The following is an 18,166-nucleotide window of genomic DNA, read 5'->3' as shown; positions in this document are numbered from 1 at the left end:
ATATGTATCTCTTATAAGATTGAAATCGAAAGGAGGGAACGCGATGGATTGGCTGGACAGAATGAACAGCGCCATGGATTACATCGAAGAAAACTTAACGGACATTATCTCCTATGATGAAATTGCGCGTAAAGCCTATTGCTCGACGTATCATTTTCAAAGAATGTTTCCTTTTATAACAGGTGTGCAGCTATCGGAGTATATTCGGCGCCGGCGTCTAACGTTGGCGGCGTTCGAGCTTCAGACCACGGATGCGAAGGTTATTGATGTAGCCATGAAATATGGATATGATTCGCCGGAAGCGTTTGCGCGTGCTTTCAAGAATCTACATGGAATTATCCCGATGTCCGCACGCGACCAAGGCGTTACGCTAAAAGCCTATCCTCGCATGTCCTTCCATATTTCAATAAGAGGAGATGTCGAAATGAATTACCGCATTGAACAAAGAGGTCCTTTCGAGATGTTTGGAGTCTACGGTCTCATCAACTCAGACCAGAAAACGGCATTCTCGGAAGTCCCTATGTTCCGAAAACATTGTGATGAAGACGGTAGCGTTGATCTGAAGAACGAATTATTGGGGCGATTTGGAGATACCGTGTTGCATGCGGCCTTATTTGATCACACGAGGGAAAATTTCAAATACATGGTGTGCTACAACTTGCCGAAGGGACTTGAGGTTCCGGAGAGATTTACAAAGCTTTCTGTTCCGGCATTAACGTGGGCGATCTTCCCGGAACCGCAATGCGATCTGCAACGATTATGGGAACGAATCTATTCCGAGTGGTTCCCGACTTCCGAATACGAACAGGTTGAAGGACCAAGCTTTGAAATGTATTATGGGATGGCTATAAATGTTACGGGAGAAATTTGGATACCCGTTAAGAAAAAATAACTTTGCCGTTGGATATAGAGCATGGCGTGAAGAACGCCAATGAAAAAACACCTCCAAAGCTGTCTCCGGATCTTACGAGATGGAGACTTTCACTTGGAGGTGCTTTCCTATTATCTTGACAATGCCCTTCATTCCTATCTCCGAACCCTTCCCCCCGACAGCCTATTATGCAGAAAACCCGCATAATAAATCGGAAGCTGTAGGCTTTGTTTGAACACTTTTGGAGAAGCGGCCTTCTTAAATACCTCTTTGCCAGGTATGGCGTTGGCCTCGATGATCCAGATATGGGACTGGCGATCAATGCCGAAATCCAGTCCAAGCTCGACCAGCCGTTTCTGATAGGACCGCTCTAGCTGTGTAGCAATTTCGAAGGCAAGCTCCCGAAGCTTCTGCTCCAGCCTTAATGCCCGCGTATGACCGAATTGTCCGGATAGGAAAGAGATGATTTCCTTCGCGCTGCCTTCCGTGGCTAGATTTGAAGTAATGTTACCCGCTTTCCCTAGACGTACGCCCATCCCGGTCAGATGCCATTGTCCAAGGGCATTTTTCTGAATGAGCACGCGAATATCGTAGACTCGGTTTGCGGTATCGGTTATGTCGACCCATTGTTGAACGAGATAATTCCTTTTGCTGCGCAGCTGAGCAAGCTTTCCATTCAATCCCTCTTTGGATAAGGGGATTCGCTTCCTCTTATTTTCCTCTATCACATATTTCCCTTTCATATAGGACAGCTTCAATATGCCTTTTCCTTTATGGGTGCCCAGGGGTTTAATAATGACTTTGTTATACTTTTGCAGCATCGTATGCACGGCCTGATTATGGCTTAACAGCAGAGTAGGGATGAGATAGGGACGGAGTCTGCTATTTACCGCCAGCTTCTTATGAATGTTCCATTTATCGCTCTCCAGCCAATCCCCGACAAAAGGAATGCCTGCGTATTCTTTCACTTGTCTGGCTTCCCGAAGCATTCGTCCGCTATAGATGCCGCGATCATAGATGATAGCGGGATACGGGGAATTGGGCTCATAGCGCCAACGATTGTTCTCATATACCCATCCGGCAATGGTTCGATAGCGTGGATTGACATGGTCGGGCTTAAACAATAATAACTTGTCAAATCCGGCTGCCCGAATGGCCTTGGCCTGCCATTTGAAGACGCCCGTATTCATCCGGTCCCACATGATTCCGAGAGTTGCCACAAATAAAGCCTCCCCTCTTTGATTTATTTTCAGTGTATGAACGTATGAGCAAAAGGACACAAAGCCCATTTATGATCAACCAAGTAACACTGCAGAACACGAATAATAGACTAATGCATAGCTGATTTTTGATGGAAGGAAAGGTTCCTAACCATGATCAAGATTCGCAGTCGTTCCTCTCTGCCGTCCGATACGGTCCTGGTCGCCCCTTCATTTCTGGTGAAACATAATTTCTCGCGGAATCAAATTCTCCTTCTCCAATTCGGCATTACGACCTTTCCAATCCAATTGACGACCTCAGAGAAGGCGCCGCAAGACCAAATGCTCGTCTCTGACGCGTGCATGAACCAATTAAAGATACCGGCAGAAGGACCCTTTCAAGTCCGCAAGGATGGAAATAAGCTGATCGTAGGTCCTTATATCGGCATTCTTGTAGATAAGATAAAAGGCAAGCTGCCCTTTCGGAATTTGATCCACTACACGAAGATGTACCGTCACATAAACGGAGCGCTGCTGGCTTTTTCCCCTGAGGATGTTAATCTCCGGACGAAGACGATTCGAGGGTTGATGTATTCGTCCGCAAAGAAGACATGGATACCCGGTCAATACCGATATCCTTCGTCCGTATTCAATAAATCGTTAACCAGTACGCCATTAATAACCCATTTACGGTACAGCCTTGGCAAAACCATATTTAATGACTTTCGGCTGGATAAATGGAGCATGCACAAGCTTCTCTCCCGGAACACGGGCGTCAGAACCCATCTGCCCAGAACCATTCTGTATCAGAGGCCGCAGGATATTTCCCGAATGCTTGAGCACAGTAAAGAGCTATATATGAAACCTGTCCAAGGCTCGTTTGGGAGTCATATTCTCAAGCTCTCCAAACAAAACCATAAAATAACGGTTACGCATAAAGGCTCGCTTAAGAAGCAGTTTCGCCATGTGCAGGAGCTGGGCTATTTTCTTCAGAGACAAACGCATCAATCCGGCTATTTGATACAAGAAAGAATAAAGCTGGTTTCCTCCAAGGAGCGTCTAATCGATTTCCGGTTAATCCTGGTGAAAGACGGGCACGGGAAATGGAAGCGGATGGGGATTATCTCGAAGCTTGGACCACGGAGATCGATTGTAAGCAACATATCCGCAGGCGGAACGGCAATGGAAGGCAAACGAACGCTTCGAAGAATCCTTCATAAGGGAGAAGCTGAAGCTAATGCCATCTGCCGCAGAATGGAAAAGCTTGCTCGAACGATTGCCAAGCAGCTAGCTTCATCGGGCTATCATGCGGCTAATTTGGGCTTTGACTTTGCTCTGGATACACAGAACAAATTATGGATTATCGAGGTTAATCATAATGATCCCAATCCTACCATCGCACTCGACGCAGGGGAGAAGCAAATGTTCCACCAAACGATTAAGGCAAATATGCTGTACGCCAAAAAACTAGCCGGCTTCGGCACAAGCCATCCATCGAAAGGAAGGCCGTGATTATGGCTATGTATGTGAAAAGGCTGAATCATGCAGAGAAAGACAGCTTACATGTAAACCAAGCTTTTTTGCGGAAGTTTGCAGGCAGGCCATCAACCGTTCAGGTGCATTTCGGAGGCTGGAGCCGGCAGCTTAAGCTGAGAGTATCTCAAAGCCTGCCAAGCCATACAATCGGCATTTCATCGCCGTCGCTGGAAGGGTACAGCCTTCCGCCTTTGCAATATAAAGTGTTGGTCAAGGGGAAAAACGTCCACATCGGTCCCGTGCTGGCCATCGTCGCATTCAAGCCAGGGGCGGATATTACCATAGAGAAGGTCAAAAATTACAATGATTATTTGCGTTCCTATTCTTCTATTCAGGGATTAATCTATGTTTGCGGGGCGGACGATATTTCCTTGCAAGCGAGGAGGATTCGAGGGTATTACTATTCTCCCAATGGCACAAAATCGAATTGGGTTCATGGTACTTTCCCGTATCCATCCGCGTTATACAGAAGAGCAGCGCTGAATCCGCCTACTTACAAAGCTCTCAAGCGTGTGCTTGGCAAGCGTCTGTTTAATGGTTATTTCCTGGGCGACCATTTTAACAAGTGGAAATTATGGAAATGGCTTTCCCCAAATCCGGCGATCCGCAAGCATCTGCCCCATACGAGAAAGCTGCAGAGCCGCAAAGAGCTGGATGACATGTTATCCAGATATAACGCCGTCTATCTGAAGCCTACGATGGAATCCATGGCGAGGGGGATCATAAAAGCGGTTCGTTCGGGGGATGGCTACCAGTTCATTTACCCTGAAAATAATAAAAAGGCTAGCGCTTATCGAATGGTATCGGTCGGAACTAAGGAGGTAGCCGGTTTTCTGGCGAATCTCCTGCGAGAACAACAGTATATCGTGCAGCAAGGCATCGAAATGAAACGAAAAGACAGCAGGGGCATCGACTTTAGGGTCATTATGCAAAAGAACGAACAGCTTCAGTGGTCCTGTACGGGGGTCATTGCAAGGTTCGGCAAGAAAAACGGCATTGTTACCAACTTTACCTCGGCCGGCTTTGCCTCCAAAGGTCTGAATGCGCTGCAAGGCACTTACGGCTATAGCCGAAGTCAGGCGCTGCAGACGCAGCAACGGATGATCGGGATCTGCACCAAGGCCTGCAAAGTATTTGATGCCAAAGGCGGGAATTATGCCGATATTGGCGTCGATGTGATGGTGGATAAGAACGGTCATATTTACGTGTTGGAAGTGAACATTTTACCCGATCATCATCTGGCGTTGTATGCCAAGCAAAGGGACCTATACCTTAAGCAAGTGGCTAAGCCATTGCTGTACGCCAATGCGCTTTCCGGGTTTAAAGCCTCTAATTAAAGCGATGCTAAATTGGCGAGCACGACACCCAGCCGCTCGAAAGACCCAGCGGACTAACGGAAATCGCGTAGGCGACGCAATAATCTTTATAAGTAGCTTTGTGGACGGCTTTGACAGCCGTCCTTTTTATACCCTGCTTAGTGCCTTTATTGAGCTTTGGCCCAAGCTTGTGGCTGGCGGCTAAGATAGACACTTGAAAAAGTGCCCATCTTGCGGGTGTTGATCACTCACGAGAATGTTATGATAGATTTGCGCACACGCATTTTGTCGGCTTGCTCATTTTAATGGCATTCAACTTTTTGATTGGAGGTTAAAACATTGTCAACTTCAACAGCCGTACAGTCCTTGTTCCGTCCGTTTACTCTTGCACAACTTACATTGGCCAATCGCATTGTAATGGCGCCTATGACGCGCGCTATGTCTCCGGATGGGGTACCCGGAGCGGATGTGGCCGCTTATTACCGCCGGAGAGCCGAGAATAATGTCGGCCTTATCATAACCGAAGGAACGGTGGTGAATCATCCCGATTCCTCGAACTCTAAGAATGTGCCTCACTTTTACGGTGAAGAAGCTTTGAAGGGCTGGGCTAACGTCGTAGCCGAGGTCCATGCTGCGGGCGGAAAAATCATGCCGCAAATCTGGCATATGGGCACGAAGAAGCAAGTGAATGACTATACCGAAGCCGAGATCACCGCTATCGTTCAAGCATTCGCCGACTCGGCCTTTGAAGCAAAGCGGATCGGCTTCGACGGCATAGAGCTCCACGGCGCGCACGGCTACCTGATCGACCAGTTCTTCTGGGAGAAAAGCAATCAGCGTACCGACCGCTACGGGGGCAGTCTGATAGCCCGCACCCGGTTCGCCGAAGAGGTCGTCCGGGCTTGCCGCGAATCCGTTGGGCCGGATTTCCCGATTGTGCTGCGGCTTTCGCAGTGGAAAGAAAGAGAATACAACGTGAAGCTGGCTTATCATCCGGAAGAGCTGGAGCAATTTCTGAAACCGCTGGTGGATGCAGGCGTGGATATTTTCCATTGCTCGACCCGCCGGTACTGGGAGCCTGAATTTGCCGGATCGGATTTGAATCTTGCGGGCTGGGTGAAGCGGATTACCGGCAAACCGACGATTACCGTCGGCTCGGTTGGACTCGACAGTGATTTCATGACCTTCTTCACCGAAGGAAAAAGCTCTGCCAATACAGGAATTGAGGGGCTTGTTCAAAGGCTCGAAAATGATGAATTTGATCTGGTGGCGATCGGCAGGGCGCTGCTGGTTGATCCGGCATGGGCCGGCAAAATCCGCGAAGGCAAATTGGCTGAATTGGTGCCGTTCACGCCTGAAGCGCTCAAGACCCTATACTAAACAGCATATGTGAATAGAAGCCCGGAGGACCGCGATTTGCTCGCGCGATCTTTCGGGTTTTCTTCTTATTCTCATCCTCCCCATAGACGTATCAACTAACGAGCGCTACACTAGGGAAGGCAATAGAGAATAACATAGTAGGAGCTTGTAGACGTGACCTTATCCGATAGTACTCCATCGTGGAAGAAACTTAGTCTTTATGCCGTGACATGGCCCATATTCGTAGACTTCGTGCTGCGGATGCTGCTGGGCACCGTTGACGTGTTTATGTTAAGCCGCATCTCCGACAAGGCGACAGGGGCAGTAGGCTTAGCCAATGAAATTATTTATTTCTGCATTCTGATGTTCGGCTTTGTTGGGGTAGGCACCAGCGTTGCGGTTGCCCAGTATATCGGCGCAGGGCGGGCGAAAGAGGCGAGCCGTATATCGGCGCTGGCGATTACGATGAACCTGATATTCGGCATCCTGGTCAGCATCGTTCTCGTAAGTTTTGGGGAGTCTCTGCTGCAGCTATTGAAATTAAATCCCGAACAAATTGGAATTGCTAAAAATTATTTGAAAATCATTGGCGGTTTTATTTGGATCGAGGCGCTTTCTTATGCGGTTTCGTCGGTCATCCGTTCAAGCGGTAACACGAAGAGCGTTATGTATGTAACGTTAGGTGTCAATATTATTCATATCGCAGGAAACTATTTGCTTGTCTTTGGCAACCTGGGCTTTCCGGAATGGGGGGTTACAGGAGCCGCCATATCAACGGTCGTGAGCCGTTTGCTTGGCATTATCGTTCTATTTATCCTATTGTATCGCCGGATCTCTGCACCCATACATCGGAGGGATTACTTGAAATGGAACGGTTCTTACGCGAAAAAGATCATGAGCATTGGCTTGCCTGCCGCGGGGGAACATCTCTCTTATCAATCGCAGTATCTGATGATTATCAGTTTTGTTAATATGATTGGCATCACGGCGTTAAATACGCATGTCTATGTGATGAATATAACGAACTATTTTATGGCGCTGGGAATAGCGGTCGGGGTAGGGACGGAAATCATTGTCGGACAAATGGTCGGTGCTGGGGAAATGAAAGCGGCCTACCGGAGACTGATGAACAGCTTGAAGATCAGTTTCCTATTAACGCTTGCTATTGTTGGCGTGGCAGTGATATTCCGACATGAACTGGTTGGCATGTTTACCAATGACCCTGAGATCATTGCTGCCGGATCGGGTATTTTTTTGCTGTCCATCATACTTGAGCCAGGCAGAACCTTCAATACGGTCGTCATTAATTCGCTGCGTGCCGCTGGGGATGCACGGTATCCTGTCTTGATGGGCACCATCTCCATGTGGGGAGTGTCCGTACCGCTTGCCTATGTGCTGGGCGTTCATTTCGGAATCGGATTGCTTGGCATATGGATTGCCTTTACGGTTGACGAATGGCTCCGTGGTCTCATGATGCTGCTGCGCTGGAGAAGCCGAGTCTGGGAGAAGAAAGCGCTGGTAAAGCCGGCTTCCGTTTCGGATATGGGAGCATAGTACCCGCCAAAGCGTGAACGACAAGGCCAGCACCATACCTTGAAGAATGGGGACGCCCAGCAAGGAGGCGGAGATCAGCATAGCTGGGATATAGTAGATAAAATAAGAGCAATAAGGATAGCCAAGCGACGCTTGCATATAGTCGGCAGGCTTCATTCGCATGAGCTTTACGGCAATGTACTTCTCTCGTTTCGTCTCGAGCACCTTGATGCTTGCCAGCAGACCGTATATTTTACCTTTCTGAAAATGGAACCCTGCGTTCTGGAGCACTTTCTTATCCCCAAAGCTTTTCGTAATTCCTTGTAGGATTCCATGCCTTTTATCCCCACCTCTTTTGTGCTGTTATTTTTACTCGTCTACTACGCAATCGCAGCCTGACCGTTGCGGAGATTTTCAGTTGATGCTGACATTTCTTTATTAGATAGAATAGGTCTTGAAAAACTATAAGAACAGATTAATATGGAGAGGTAGCTAGAAACAGGGAGGGATCAGGGGAATGAGTCAAGATCAAGCAGATTCTCTATTGAAAGCGGTTACCGACCGGATGATTCCAAAGGATGATTGGCATTCGGCAAGCGATGCGGGAGTCTTAACTTATTTGGAGCGTTATGCCGCGCAAGATGCCGATCTCTGGGCGGAGGTGATTGAACCCGGACTCCTTTCCTTGCAAGAGGAAGCCGTAAGGCTTTATGGAAAGCCGTTTTCTGATCTGCCCGACAATGAGCAAGATCAGCTGCTGGAAGAGGCGGAGTCCGATGCCTTCCGGAACTGGCCTGTTTCGTCGAAGCTATTTTTCGATACGTTATTGAATCTAACGGCAGACGGTTATTATGGAACTCCGGAAGCCGGAGGGAATAGAGAAGGACAGTCATGGAAAATGATAGGCTTCCGTCCTGGGATCGTGACGGGTACCGCGCCGGCTCCTGAAGCCGATTTGCCGCAAAAATCGCTTGAGCAGCTGCGGGACCGGTATGATGCTGTCGTGATTGGAGCCGGAGCCGGGGGATCGGTGGCAGCGGCTGTTCTGGCCGAAGCGGGAATGCAGGTGCTTGTTGTCGAGCGCGGCAGCTGGCTGCCATACGAACAGGTTGGCCGGGATCATCTGCGGAATCACCGGATTAGCAAGTATGGGCATAACACAGGGCCGGATATGGAAGGGAACCCCCGCACGATTGTGCTGGCGAACGGCGACGAGAGGATTACGCGGCCGATTGATGGCGATTACCACAACAATGCGATGACGGTTGGAGGCGGGACGCGGGTATATGGGGCGCAAGCGTGGCGTTTTCATTCGGAGGATTTCCGCATGGCAAGCCGTTACGGAGTGCCGGAGGGCAGCTCTCTCGCCGACTGGCCAATTTCGTACGAGGAGCTTGAGCCCTATTACCAGCGTGCGGAATGGGAGGTTGGCGTATCCGGCGACGGGAATGCCCATCCCGGGAGAGGCAATCGTCAGAAGGATTATCCCATGCCCGCTATACCACTGACGCTGGAGGCACAGCGTTTGGCTCGTGCTGCCGGGCAGCTGGGCTGGCATGCCGGCGCGGTACCGCTCCTTATCAACTCCGTTGAGAGGGATGGCCGGCAAGCTTGCGGCAGGTGTGGGCAATGCGTTGGATTTGCTTGTCCGACCAACAGCAAGAACGGCGGTCAAAACACGATGCTGGCAAAAGCATTAGCGACGGGCAATTGCGATCTGATCTGCGATACTTTTGTGGAGTACATCGATACCGATAGAGGAAAGCATGCGACCGGCGTGCGCCTTGTTCAGGAATCGAAGGGCAAGGCTCAACGCCGGCAAATACGGGCAGGGCATGTGGTCGTGGCCGCTGGGGCGATCGAAAGCGCGCGGCTCCTTCTAAATTCCGCAAGCGATTCGGAGCCAGGCGGAATCGGCAACCGGACCGGCCAAGTCGGAAGAAACCTGCAAGGCCACGTTTATACGGGCGCTTATGGGCTTTTTGACGAGGTGGTGCAAGACGGCCTTGGTCCTGGGGTGAGTATCGCGAGTTTCAGCGCTGAACATAGCCATGAGGGCATTATCGGCGGGGGACTGCTCGCCAACGAGTTTACCCGGCTGCCGCTTATTCATTGGTATCGGGCGCTTTCGCCCAATGCGGCAAGATGGGGGTTGAAGGGCAAGGAGACGATGCGCGATACCTTCTTGCGCACGAGCCAGATTCAAGGACCTATTCAGGAGATTCCTAACGCCGAGTCGAGGGTGCTGCTGTCGAAGTCGGTGAAGGACCGTTTTGGCATGCCGGTCGCCTCCCTTTCGGGAGGCGTTCATCCCGAGTCCCTTCGATCCGCGGCCGTGCTGGGAGAGCAGGCCGAAAAGTGGCTGTGGGCAGCCGGGGCGCGCGAAGTCTGGCAGACGAAGCCGGGCGGAGGGCTAAGCGGAGGGCAGCATCAGGCAGGCACGCTGCGCATGGGGAACGATCCCGCGACATCGGTTACCGATCCCTATGGCCGCGTGCATGGATACGACAATCTGTGGGTTAGCGACGGATCCGTTCATGTGACGAACGGCGGCGTTAACCCGGTGCTCACGATTATGGCCTTGGCTTTCCGCACCGCGGATAACCTGGTGAAGCTGGGTTAAGCGGCCTTAGTAGATGCGGCGAAATGTTCATGCTATTTATCATTTATAGCATTAATGATAAGGACCGGCATGCCACTAGCTAGAGGGTCTGCCGGTCCTTATAGGTTTATATTGGCTTAAGGGGCTTGCCGGTAAGCCCGGGGAGACAAGCCGTATCTCTTCTTGAACAGCTTGGAGAAATGAAATTCATCATAGAAGTGCAGGGCGGCGGCGATTTCTTTCACCGATGCATGGGTTGTCTCCAGTGACGTCTTGGCCGCGGCCAGCTTCAGCTCCTGCATATACCGGTTGGGAGACATGCCCGTTCTCGATCGGAAGCGGGTGAAGAAGGCGTTGCGGGACAATCCGCTTAGCCGGACCCAGTCCTCGATTGAAAAAGCTTGTCCGATCGTTTGGTGCATGCGGTACAGAATATCGTCCAATTCGGGATGCCTGTCGGAACGATCGGCCTGCCGTTCTCTGGCAAGCAGCAGCAGAAGCTCTTGCAAGGCCAGGTGAGAATCATAGGCATAACCCGTAGGCTTCATAATGAGATTGTTAATCAGCCGCTCGTTCATTCGGGCGGCTTCCGCCATTTTGGCGGTGGATACGGGAATGCCTACGGGAAGGTCCAGAGCCAGGGCCATGTCCAGCGAATCGAATTCATGAAAATAAAACTTCCAATTTCCGTTCAGGCAGCGGTAGGCAGCGGGGACATCCGAAGGTACGATTATATAGGTTCCGGCATCCAGCTCATGCTGCTCGCTTCCCAGCGTAATGACGCCCTTGCCTTCCCAGGTTGTGAATATGCCGGGAATAGAGAAACCGGCTGGCTTGGCGACTTGATAGGCATTATTCGCTTGTACCTTCCATATCAACTGAAATTGGCATGGCGGCGGCAGCCGCTGCTCTTGCAGCTCGTAGGGGATATTCATAAAAGACATGGCAAGCACCTCTTTTAACAATTTAGTACGATTATACATGTTTTTGCAAAGGGTCTCCATGGCGCGGCTAAAAGACCGGTACTACAATGAAGCTAATATCGGATGAAGGAGTGGTTCGCATATGCTGCTGAAGGTAGGAAGCCGGGAGCTAGAGCTTGGAGGGCCTCATTTAACGGAGCTGAGGGATTCGAACGACCTGTTGCAGGATGCCGGCGCCTTAAGGGAGCGCCTTGCGGAGGACGGTTATTTGCTGCTCCGGGGCTTCCATAATCGGGAGCAAGTGTTGAAAGCGCGCCACGCCGTCCTGGAGAAAATGGACAAGATGGGCAAGCTGGACCGGGATACGCTGCTGGAGGAAGGCGTCATGGCTGACGGCAGCAAAACACTCTTCATGGGCGGCACGAACGAGGACTTGCCGGAGCTGCTCAGCGTGTTGAACGGGGAGCATATTATGGGCTTCTTTGACGAGCTGCTTGGAGAGCGGTCGCTGACGTATCATTACAAGTGGCTTCGCGCCGTCGGAAAAGGAGATTTCACCGGCGCGCATTACGATATTGTGTATATGGGGCGCGGCACGCATAACCTCTACACGGTATGGTCGCCGCTTGGCGATGTCGATTATGCCTTGGGGGGCCTTGCGATCTGCCTGGATTCCCATCGTTTCGAGGAGCTGAAGAAATCCTACGGCACGAAGGATTCCGACCGCGATCCCGGCATCGGCAGCTATACGGATGATCCGCTTGTCATTACGGAGAAATTCGGAGGCAAGTGGGCTACGACCGAGTTTCGCGCGGGGGACGTATTGATCTTCGGCATGTTTCTCATGCATTGCTCGCTCGCCAATACGACGAATCAATATCGGCTCAGCGTGGATACGCGGTATCAATCGAGCCTCGAGAAGGTTGACGAACGGTGGAGCGGCAAGAAGCCGCGAGGCCATTTCAAATAAGCGAAAACACATATTTTAGATAACAACATCACCATGCAGCCGAAGGCTCAGGTGATGTTTTTTTATGCCGCAAATTCGTAAACGGCAAAGCGTCGGGTCCTTTAACGGCATGAATGGCTAGGCCATTCGTATGCGGAATAACAGGCACTCTATGAAAATCTATGTAATATTACCTAACATAAAATCACTATTTGTGTTGACAGGATTCTACTAGTCTCCTATTATAATAACATGATGGTAGCAAATATGACATTTATAACTCGTTAAAAGATGGAAAAAGAGAGAGTATACGCATTTAACTTAAGTTTAGTCATTAGTTAATTACACCAGTTTATTATATAGGTAAGGTTGGTGTTATGTTTCATGTCGGAGAAGCATGATCAGGAATATATCAAAAATAAGAATCGGATATTGGTGCTGGGTAAAATCAGGAAACACCGCCCGGTATCGCGAGTGGAGCTGGCTAAGCTGACGGACATGAGCGCTACCGCGATCGGAAGAATCGTCGGCGATCTTATCGAAGCGGGTCTCGTTAAGGAGACGGATCAGTATTCCACCGGCGTAGGCCGCAAGGCTACCATGCTGGATCTCGACGGACACGCGATCGTATCCGTTGGCGTGGAGGTGGACAGGGATTGGGTGCGCATCGGCCTTGTCGATCTCGAGGACAGAATCTTTGCCCGGTCGGAAACGCGCCTAGATCGCAGTCTAACTGGCTCCGAGCACGTTGAAGCAACTATAGAAAACGGCGTGAGAGCTTTGTTTGGCGAGCGTGGAATCGACTTCGCGCAATGCATTGGCGTAGGTATCGGAATGCCGGGCGTCATCGACCAGCGAACCCGAACGGTTGTATTTTCCGCTCAGATGGGATGGTCGAACGTAAGCGTGGCGAAACGCCTTGAAGAGCGCCTGGGAGTGCCCGTCATGCTGGACAATGATTTGAAGGTTAAGGCGCTCGGCGAAAGCGAGACGGCGGACGCGGCCGACAAGGGAGTTACGGTGCTGATCAGCATCGGCAGCGGCGTAGGCTCGGCAGTCGTGATTGACGGCCGGATCTATCGCGGAGCGAGCAATATCGCGGGGGAGATCGGGCATTCGACGGTCGATCCCAATGGGAAGCTGTGCGAATGCGGCAAGAGAGGCTGCTTGCAGACCTACATTACGGATCTTGCGATGCTGCAGGAAGCGAACCAGATTAAACAAGTGGACAGCGTAGAAGAATTGTACGGCTACATGCGCAAAGGGGAGGGCTGGGCAGCCAATATCGTGGACCGGGCCTGCACGTACATTGCGATTACGATTAATAACGTCGTGTGCACGTACAATCCCGACTCTATTATTCTGACGGGCAACTTCATCGACCTCGATCCGGACATTATGGACCGGGTACGGGGCAAGCTGAAGGAATTTATATGGGAGCCGTTCGTCGGCACCTTCGAGCTGACGCGTTCGCGCCTTGGCGATCAGGCCGTCTTGCTCGGATCAGCCAAGCTTGCGCTGCAAACGTATTTGAGCAACGGCTTGCAAGCGAAAATTCAATCTTAATTCGTAAGGGAGGGGACGGTTATGTCTGTTGCGTTAGTCAGGGAGTATAGAGGAGATATCGAGGAATGCGTCCATTACGGTCATATATGCGGCGTAGACGATAGAGGGAAGATCGTCTACTCAGCGGGCAATCCCGAGGCGGTCAGCTTCCTAAGGTCGTCGGCCAAGCCGTTTCAGGCCATTCCGGTCGTCCGGCACGGCGCGGATGAGCATTTCGGTCTCACCGACGAGGAGGCGGCCATTATGATGGGCTCCCATCGGGCGGAGCCGTTCCATGTGGCCGTGCTGGAATCGATGCTGCGCAAAACCGGGTTGTCGGAGGAGCAATTGATTTGCCATCCCACTTACCCCTTAAGCGTGTACGCAACCGAAGCGCTTCTGCGGGATCAGAAGCCGAAACGGTCCATCTACCACAACTGCTCGGGCAAGCATCTTGGCATTCTGGCGTTATGCAAAGCCATGGGCTACCCGATGGACAGCTACGGCAGTCCGGAGCATCCCGCGCAGAGAGAAATTCTGGACACGTTAGCCGAACTGGCCGAGGTGCCGCCGGAGAGTATCGGCCTCGGTACGGACGGCTGCGGATTCCCTGTATTCGCCTTGTCCCTGCACGCCCTCGCAGTCGCTTTTTTGAAGCTGGCATGCCCGGATCTGATTGCGAAGCCCGACTTGCGGGAAGCGGTCGTCAAGATTGCGAGCCGCATGAACGCGCATAGCGAGATGGTTGCGGGTACGGACCGGATATGCTCCAGTCTGCTGCTTGATTCCAATATCGTAGCCAAGGGCGGCGCCAAAGGCGTATACGGCTTCAGTCTAAGGCGGGAACGGCTGGCTTTCTCCCTGAAGGTCGAAGATGGCTCGGAGGATGAATGGCCGTTAATCGTGGCTTCGATTCTGGAGCAGATCGGGTACGGCAATCAGGAGACCATCGATCGGATGTATGAGCTTGCGCCGCTTGAGATCCGCAATGACAACCGGCTTGTCATTGGCCATAACAAACCCGTATTTACGTTACATTCCAATATATAACGTAAGGAACGGTCCGAAACGCTGGGCCGGTAGAGACAAAGAAAAGCAAGAGATATGAGGAGGAGAGAAAAAGATGAAGAGAAAGTGGCTATTGGGAATGTCGGTTTTATTGCTCATGACGGTGCTTCTTGCCGCATGCGGAGGGAACAAGGAGAACGAAACGAACGGCGCGAATGAAGGCGCCGCAAGCGGCGAGAAAGTAAAGCTGACCTATTTGGATCCGATTCCAAGCCCCGAACGTACCGCGTTTATGCAGGATATGATCAAGAAATTCGAAGCGGAGAACCCGAATATTACGGTCGAGTACATGTCGGTTCCGTGGGACGAGGCTAACAAAAAGTGGATGACGATGGGCGCTGCGGGGATTCTTCCCGACGTCATCAGCATAGACGACACATCGCTCGCCGGCATGGCGTCGGCAGGCTACATTCAAAGCCTCCAGCCTTTCTATGATAAATGGGATCAAGTCGGCAATCTGACGGAAGCGGCCAAGCAGGCCCGGAACAAATTCAAAGACGAGGTATACGCGATACCGGACGCGTTCCTCTTGCAAGGTCTGTTCATTCGCACGGACTGGTTCAAGGAGAAGGGTCTGCCGGAGTCGATTGACACCTGGGAAAATTACTTCGATTACGCGAAGCAGCTGACGGACGACAGCAAAGGACAATACGGCATCTCCTTCCGCGGCGGCGCCAACGGCATTATCCGCGCCATGGAATACGTGATGGCGGCAACGCATTCGGACAGCTGGTTCGACGCGGACGGCAAGTCCATTCTGTATAAGCCGGAAGGCAAAGAAGCGTTCAAGCGCTTCTACGATCTGTATCTGAACGGCAACTCGCCGGAGGAATCCATTAACTGGGGCTTTAACGAGATGGTGCAAGGCTTCATGACCGGACAAGCCGGCATTCTGAACCAAACGCCGGAAGTTATCGCGGTTGCTCAAAAGAATATGCAAGAGGGTACATGGAACGTCGTTCCGATGCCGAAGGCCGATGACGGCAAACGCTACATCTTCTGGGGCTTCACGGCTGCTTACGCGATGTCCTCGAACACGAAGCATGAAGGAGAAGCGTGGAAGCTGATCTCCTTCATGAGCTCGCCGGAGAACAACCTGGCCTACAGCAAAGCGAACACGAGTATCCCAATCTACGCCGAGAACCTGAAGGATCCGTTCTTCAGCGAAGGACCAATTGCGGGCTATGCCGGTTCGATGGCCGATTCCAACATTGTTTTCGCAGGTCCTCCAAGCTATCTGACCCGTCTTGGCGAATTTACGGGCACGTATTCGGTACAGGAGACGCAATTGTATTTGACGGGCTCACAGGATTTGGACACAACGGTCAAAAATCTTGCGGACTGGCTTACGACCGAGCAAACGGCTTATTTGAAGGATAATCCGAAGTCGTAATTCAGGCGCACGCCATGGCATGCATGATCGCCGTTAGATTATGCATGCCATGCAACTTCATCAAGGTGGTGCTATCCTATGTCAGCCGCGAACCTATCCGCTAATCGGCAGTCCGGTAAACGAAAGAAGTTATTCCGCAGATTCGAACCCTATTTGTTATTGCTTCCCGCGTTATTGATCGTCGTTGCTTTTTTTGCCTACCCGCTTGGCTCCTCTCTGCGACTTGCCTTTATGCACTATGTCTTGTTTGAGCCGCAGAACATCAAGTTTTCGGGTCTGGACAATTTCAAGTCGCTGCTATCGGATTCCGTGATGCCGAAGGTGTTGCTCAATTCCGCTCTGTGGATCGTATCGGTGGTCAGCCTGCAATTCGTACTGGGCTTTGCCTTGGCAGTAGCTCTCAACAAACCGTTTAGAGGCAAGGGAGCCTATCAGGCGGTTGTCTTCCTGCCATGGGCCGTATCGGCCTTTCTGATCGGCATGATCTTCAAATGGATGTTTAGCCAACGTAACGGACTCATCAATGAATTGCTCATGAACCTAGGCATTATTCACAAGCCTGTTGCCTTTTTGGCGCTTTCCGGCACCTCTATTATTCCGGTCATTATCGCGATGATCTGGTACGGCGTTCCTTTCTTCGGCATTATGATTCTGGCTGCTCTGCAGTCCGTCCCGCACGAAATGTACGAGGCTGCCGACATTGACGGCGCCGGCCGCGTACGCCAGCTGTTTCAAATCACCATTCCGTACATCAAACCCACGATCGTGCTTACCTTGCTTCTGCGGGTCATCTGGGTATTCAATTCCGCGGACCTGATCTACATTATGACAGGGGGCGGACCGGCGAACAGCTCGGACAATCTTCCGTCTTACATGTTTAATAAAATCGGCTATTCCACGGACTTCGGGCAAGCCTCCGCGCTTGGCGTATTCATGCTCGTCGTTCTGACGCTATATACGATTTTCTTCTTGCGCATTACAAAATTTAGGGAAGCGGGGGATCTGTAATGGCGAATTTCTTGCGCGCGCGCTTTCCCGGCTGGATCCGGTTTGCCGTTCTCCTCTTGTTCCTGGCTGCCGCGCTGCTTCCGTTCTATTGGCTGTTCGTCACTTCGCTGAAGGACAGACAGGAAATATACGGGGATGTACTGACGTTGTGGCCGGCTAATTTGACATGGAACAATTATATCGAGACGTTCCGGACTTCGGATTTTCTGGGCTATTTCAAGAATAGCCTGATTGTAAGCTTGTCGAGCGGGCTGCTGGTGCTTATCGTGTCCATCTTCGGAGGATATGCGCTGGCCCGGTACCGGTTCAGAGGCAAGGGAGTTATTCTGCTTATCTTCCTGACGACGCAGATGGTTCCGGTAATGATTCTGCTCGTTCCTCTGTTTATTGTGTTCGGCAAGCTTGCGCTGCTTAATACGCTGGGTGCTCTGATTATCACGTATACGGCGCTTAACATTCCTTTCTGTCTCATTACGATGTCGGGATTCTTCCAGCAAACCCCCGTGGCGCTGGAAGAGGCGGCAATGATTGACGGCTGCAGCCGATTATCGACCGTTGCCCGCATTACGCTCCCGATCATGCTGCCCGGACTTGTCGCCACGTTCGTATTCGCGTTTATGGGAGCGTGGAACGATTTGTTCTTTGGCGTCATGTTTACGACAAGCGAGCATGTGAAGACGGTGCCGGTGGGGCTTAACGGCTTCGTTCAGAAGTTCGACGTCAACTGGGGCGAGATGAGTGCCGGGGGTATGGTGTCCCTGATTCCCGTCGCCATCCTGTTCGCGCTTATCCAAAGGTATATCGTGTCGGGATTGTCCCAAGGCGCGGTCAAGGGCTAGAGCGGGCGAATAACGGAAGAAGGAT

At 51.4% G+C, this 18,166-nt stretch carries 14 protein-coding genes; 12 read left to right on the top strand and 2 right to left on the bottom strand.

Annotated features, from left to right (window positions below):
• The first annotated feature begins 43 nt into the window (after window positions 1-43).
• Window positions 44-892, top strand: coding sequence for an AraC family transcriptional regulator (locus tag M3194_RS20520; protein ID WP_251655949.1), 849 nt, complete (start codon window positions 44-46; stop codon window positions 890-892).
• A 134-nt stretch (window positions 893-1,026) separates the two neighbouring features.
• On the opposite strand, the gene M3194_RS20515 is transcribed toward M3194_RS20520, so the two are convergent.
• Window positions 1,027-2,091, bottom strand: a complete 1,065-nt coding sequence (locus tag M3194_RS20515; protein WP_251655948.1) for a YheC/YheD family endospore coat-associated protein — start codon at window positions 2,089-2,091, stop codon at window positions 1,027-1,029.
• A 153-nt stretch (window positions 2,092-2,244) separates the two neighbouring features.
• Between M3194_RS20515 and M3194_RS20510 the strand changes: the two genes are divergently transcribed.
• The 5 genes from M3194_RS20510 (at window position 2,245) to M3194_RS20490 (ending at window position 10,437) form a co-directional block, all read left to right on the top strand.
• Entirely contained in the window at window positions 2,245-3,582 is a 1,338-nt protein-coding gene (locus M3194_RS20510) for a YheC/YheD family endospore coat-associated protein (RefSeq protein ID WP_251655947.1), read from the top strand.
• A gap of 2 nt (window positions 3,583-3,584) precedes the next feature.
• Window positions 3,585-4,943: a YheC/YheD family endospore coat-associated protein gene (locus M3194_RS20505; protein ID WP_251655946.1), complete on the top strand. Its 1,359-nt coding sequence runs from the start codon at window positions 3,585-3,587 to the stop codon at window positions 4,941-4,943.
• A gap of 318 nt (window positions 4,944-5,261) precedes the next feature.
• A complete protein-coding gene (locus tag M3194_RS20500) occupies window positions 5,262-6,302 on the top strand; it encodes an NADH:flavin oxidoreductase (protein WP_251655945.1) in 1,041 nt (346 codons plus the stop codon).
• 153 nt (window positions 6,303-6,455) lie between these two features.
• Window positions 6,456-7,835: an MATE family efflux transporter gene (locus tag M3194_RS20495; protein ID WP_251655944.1), complete on the top strand. Its 1,380-nt coding sequence runs from the start codon at window positions 6,456-6,458 to the stop codon at window positions 7,833-7,835.
• 496 nt (window positions 7,836-8,331) lie between these two features.
• Entirely contained in the window at window positions 8,332-10,437 is a 2,106-nt protein-coding gene (locus M3194_RS20490; RefSeq protein ID WP_251655943.1) for a GMC family oxidoreductase, read from the top strand.
• Between the two features lie 116 nt (window positions 10,438-10,553).
• Here the strand turns inward: M3194_RS20490 and M3194_RS20485 are convergent, their stop codons facing one another.
• Window positions 10,554-11,360 (bottom strand): helix-turn-helix domain-containing protein, encoded by an 807-nt coding sequence (locus tag M3194_RS20485; protein ID WP_251655942.1) that lies wholly within the window; start codon window positions 11,358-11,360, stop codon window positions 10,554-10,556.
• Between the two features lie 121 nt (window positions 11,361-11,481).
• On the opposite strand from M3194_RS20485, the gene M3194_RS20480 reads away from it, so the two are divergent.
• The 6 genes from M3194_RS20480 to M3194_RS20455 all read left to right on the top strand — a co-directional run bounded on the left by M3194_RS20480 (window position 11,482) and on the right by M3194_RS20455 (window position 18,141).
• Window positions 11,482-12,309, top strand: coding sequence for a phytanoyl-CoA dioxygenase family protein (locus M3194_RS20480; protein ID WP_251655941.1), 828 nt, complete (start codon window positions 11,482-11,484; stop codon window positions 12,307-12,309).
• Window positions 12,310-12,672: 363 nt separating this feature from the next.
• Window positions 12,673-13,854 carry an ROK family transcriptional regulator gene (locus M3194_RS20475; RefSeq protein WP_251655940.1) on the top strand — a complete coding sequence of 394 codons (1,182 nt, stop codon included), beginning with the start codon at window positions 12,673-12,675 and terminating at the stop codon, window positions 13,852-13,854.
• Between the two features lie 21 nt (window positions 13,855-13,875).
• The gene (locus M3194_RS20470) at window positions 13,876-14,883 is read left to right on the top strand and encodes an asparaginase (RefSeq protein WP_251655939.1); all 1,008 of its coding nucleotides are present in this window, start codon (window positions 13,876-13,878) and stop codon (window positions 14,881-14,883) included.
• A 73-nt stretch (window positions 14,884-14,956) separates the two neighbouring features.
• Complete coding sequence (locus tag M3194_RS20465; RefSeq protein ID WP_251655938.1) at window positions 14,957-16,294, top strand: ABC transporter substrate-binding protein; 1,338 nt, start codon at window positions 14,957-14,959, stop codon at window positions 16,292-16,294.
• A 78-nt stretch (window positions 16,295-16,372) separates the two neighbouring features.
• Window positions 16,373-17,302, top strand: coding sequence for a carbohydrate ABC transporter permease (locus tag M3194_RS20460; protein ID WP_251655937.1), 930 nt, complete (start codon window positions 16,373-16,375; stop codon window positions 17,300-17,302).
• On the top strand, window positions 17,302-18,141 hold the full coding sequence (locus M3194_RS20455; RefSeq protein ID WP_251655936.1) for a carbohydrate ABC transporter permease: 840 nt from the start codon (window positions 17,302-17,304) through the stop codon (window positions 18,139-18,141). Before M3194_RS20460 ends, M3194_RS20455 begins: the two co-directional genes overlap by 1 nt.
• Window positions 18,142-18,166: the final 25 nt, after the last annotated feature.

Origin of the sequence: Paenibacillus glycanilyticus (assembly GCF_023715145.1) — a bacterium.
Lineage (GTDB): Bacteria > Bacillota > Bacilli > Paenibacillales > Paenibacillaceae > Pristimantibacillus > Pristimantibacillus glycanilyticus_A.
Note: the sequence above shows the minus strand (reverse complement) of the source record. Positions and strands in the feature narration are given on the sequence as shown.

What these genes read in the sequence shown, in the direction of transcription:
- M3194_RS20510 (WP_251655947.1), top strand. Translation starts at nt 2,245, where the DNA reads ATGATCAAGATTCGCAGTCGTTCCTCTCTGCCGTCCGATACGGTCCTG.
- M3194_RS20480 (WP_251655941.1), top strand. Translation starts at nt 11,482, where the DNA reads ATGCTGCTGAAGGTAGGAAGCCGGGAGCTAGAGCTTGGAGGGCCTCAT.
- M3194_RS20475 (WP_251655940.1), top strand. Translation starts at nt 12,673, where the DNA reads ATGTCGGAGAAGCATGATCAGGAATATATCAAAAATAAGAATCGGATA.
- M3194_RS20485 (WP_251655942.1), bottom strand. Translation starts at nt 11,360, where the DNA reads ATGTCTTTTATGAATATCCCCTACGAGCTGCAAGAGCAGCGGCTGCCG.
- M3194_RS20465 (WP_251655938.1), top strand. Translation starts at nt 14,957, where the DNA reads ATGAAGAGAAAGTGGCTATTGGGAATGTCGGTTTTATTGCTCATGACG.
- M3194_RS20490 (WP_251655943.1), top strand. Translation starts at nt 8,332, where the DNA reads ATGAGTCAAGATCAAGCAGATTCTCTATTGAAAGCGGTTACCGACCGG.
- M3194_RS20505 (WP_251655946.1), top strand. Translation starts at nt 3,585, where the DNA reads ATGGCTATGTATGTGAAAAGGCTGAATCATGCAGAGAAAGACAGCTTA.
- M3194_RS20460 (WP_251655937.1), top strand. Translation starts at nt 16,373, where the DNA reads ATGTCAGCCGCGAACCTATCCGCTAATCGGCAGTCCGGTAAACGAAAG.
- M3194_RS20520 (WP_251655949.1), top strand. Translation starts at nt 44, where the DNA reads ATGGATTGGCTGGACAGAATGAACAGCGCCATGGATTACATCGAAGAA.
- M3194_RS20455 (WP_251655936.1), top strand. Translation starts at nt 17,302, where the DNA reads ATGGCGAATTTCTTGCGCGCGCGCTTTCCCGGCTGGATCCGGTTTGCC.
- M3194_RS20470 (WP_251655939.1), top strand. Translation starts at nt 13,876, where the DNA reads ATGTCTGTTGCGTTAGTCAGGGAGTATAGAGGAGATATCGAGGAATGC.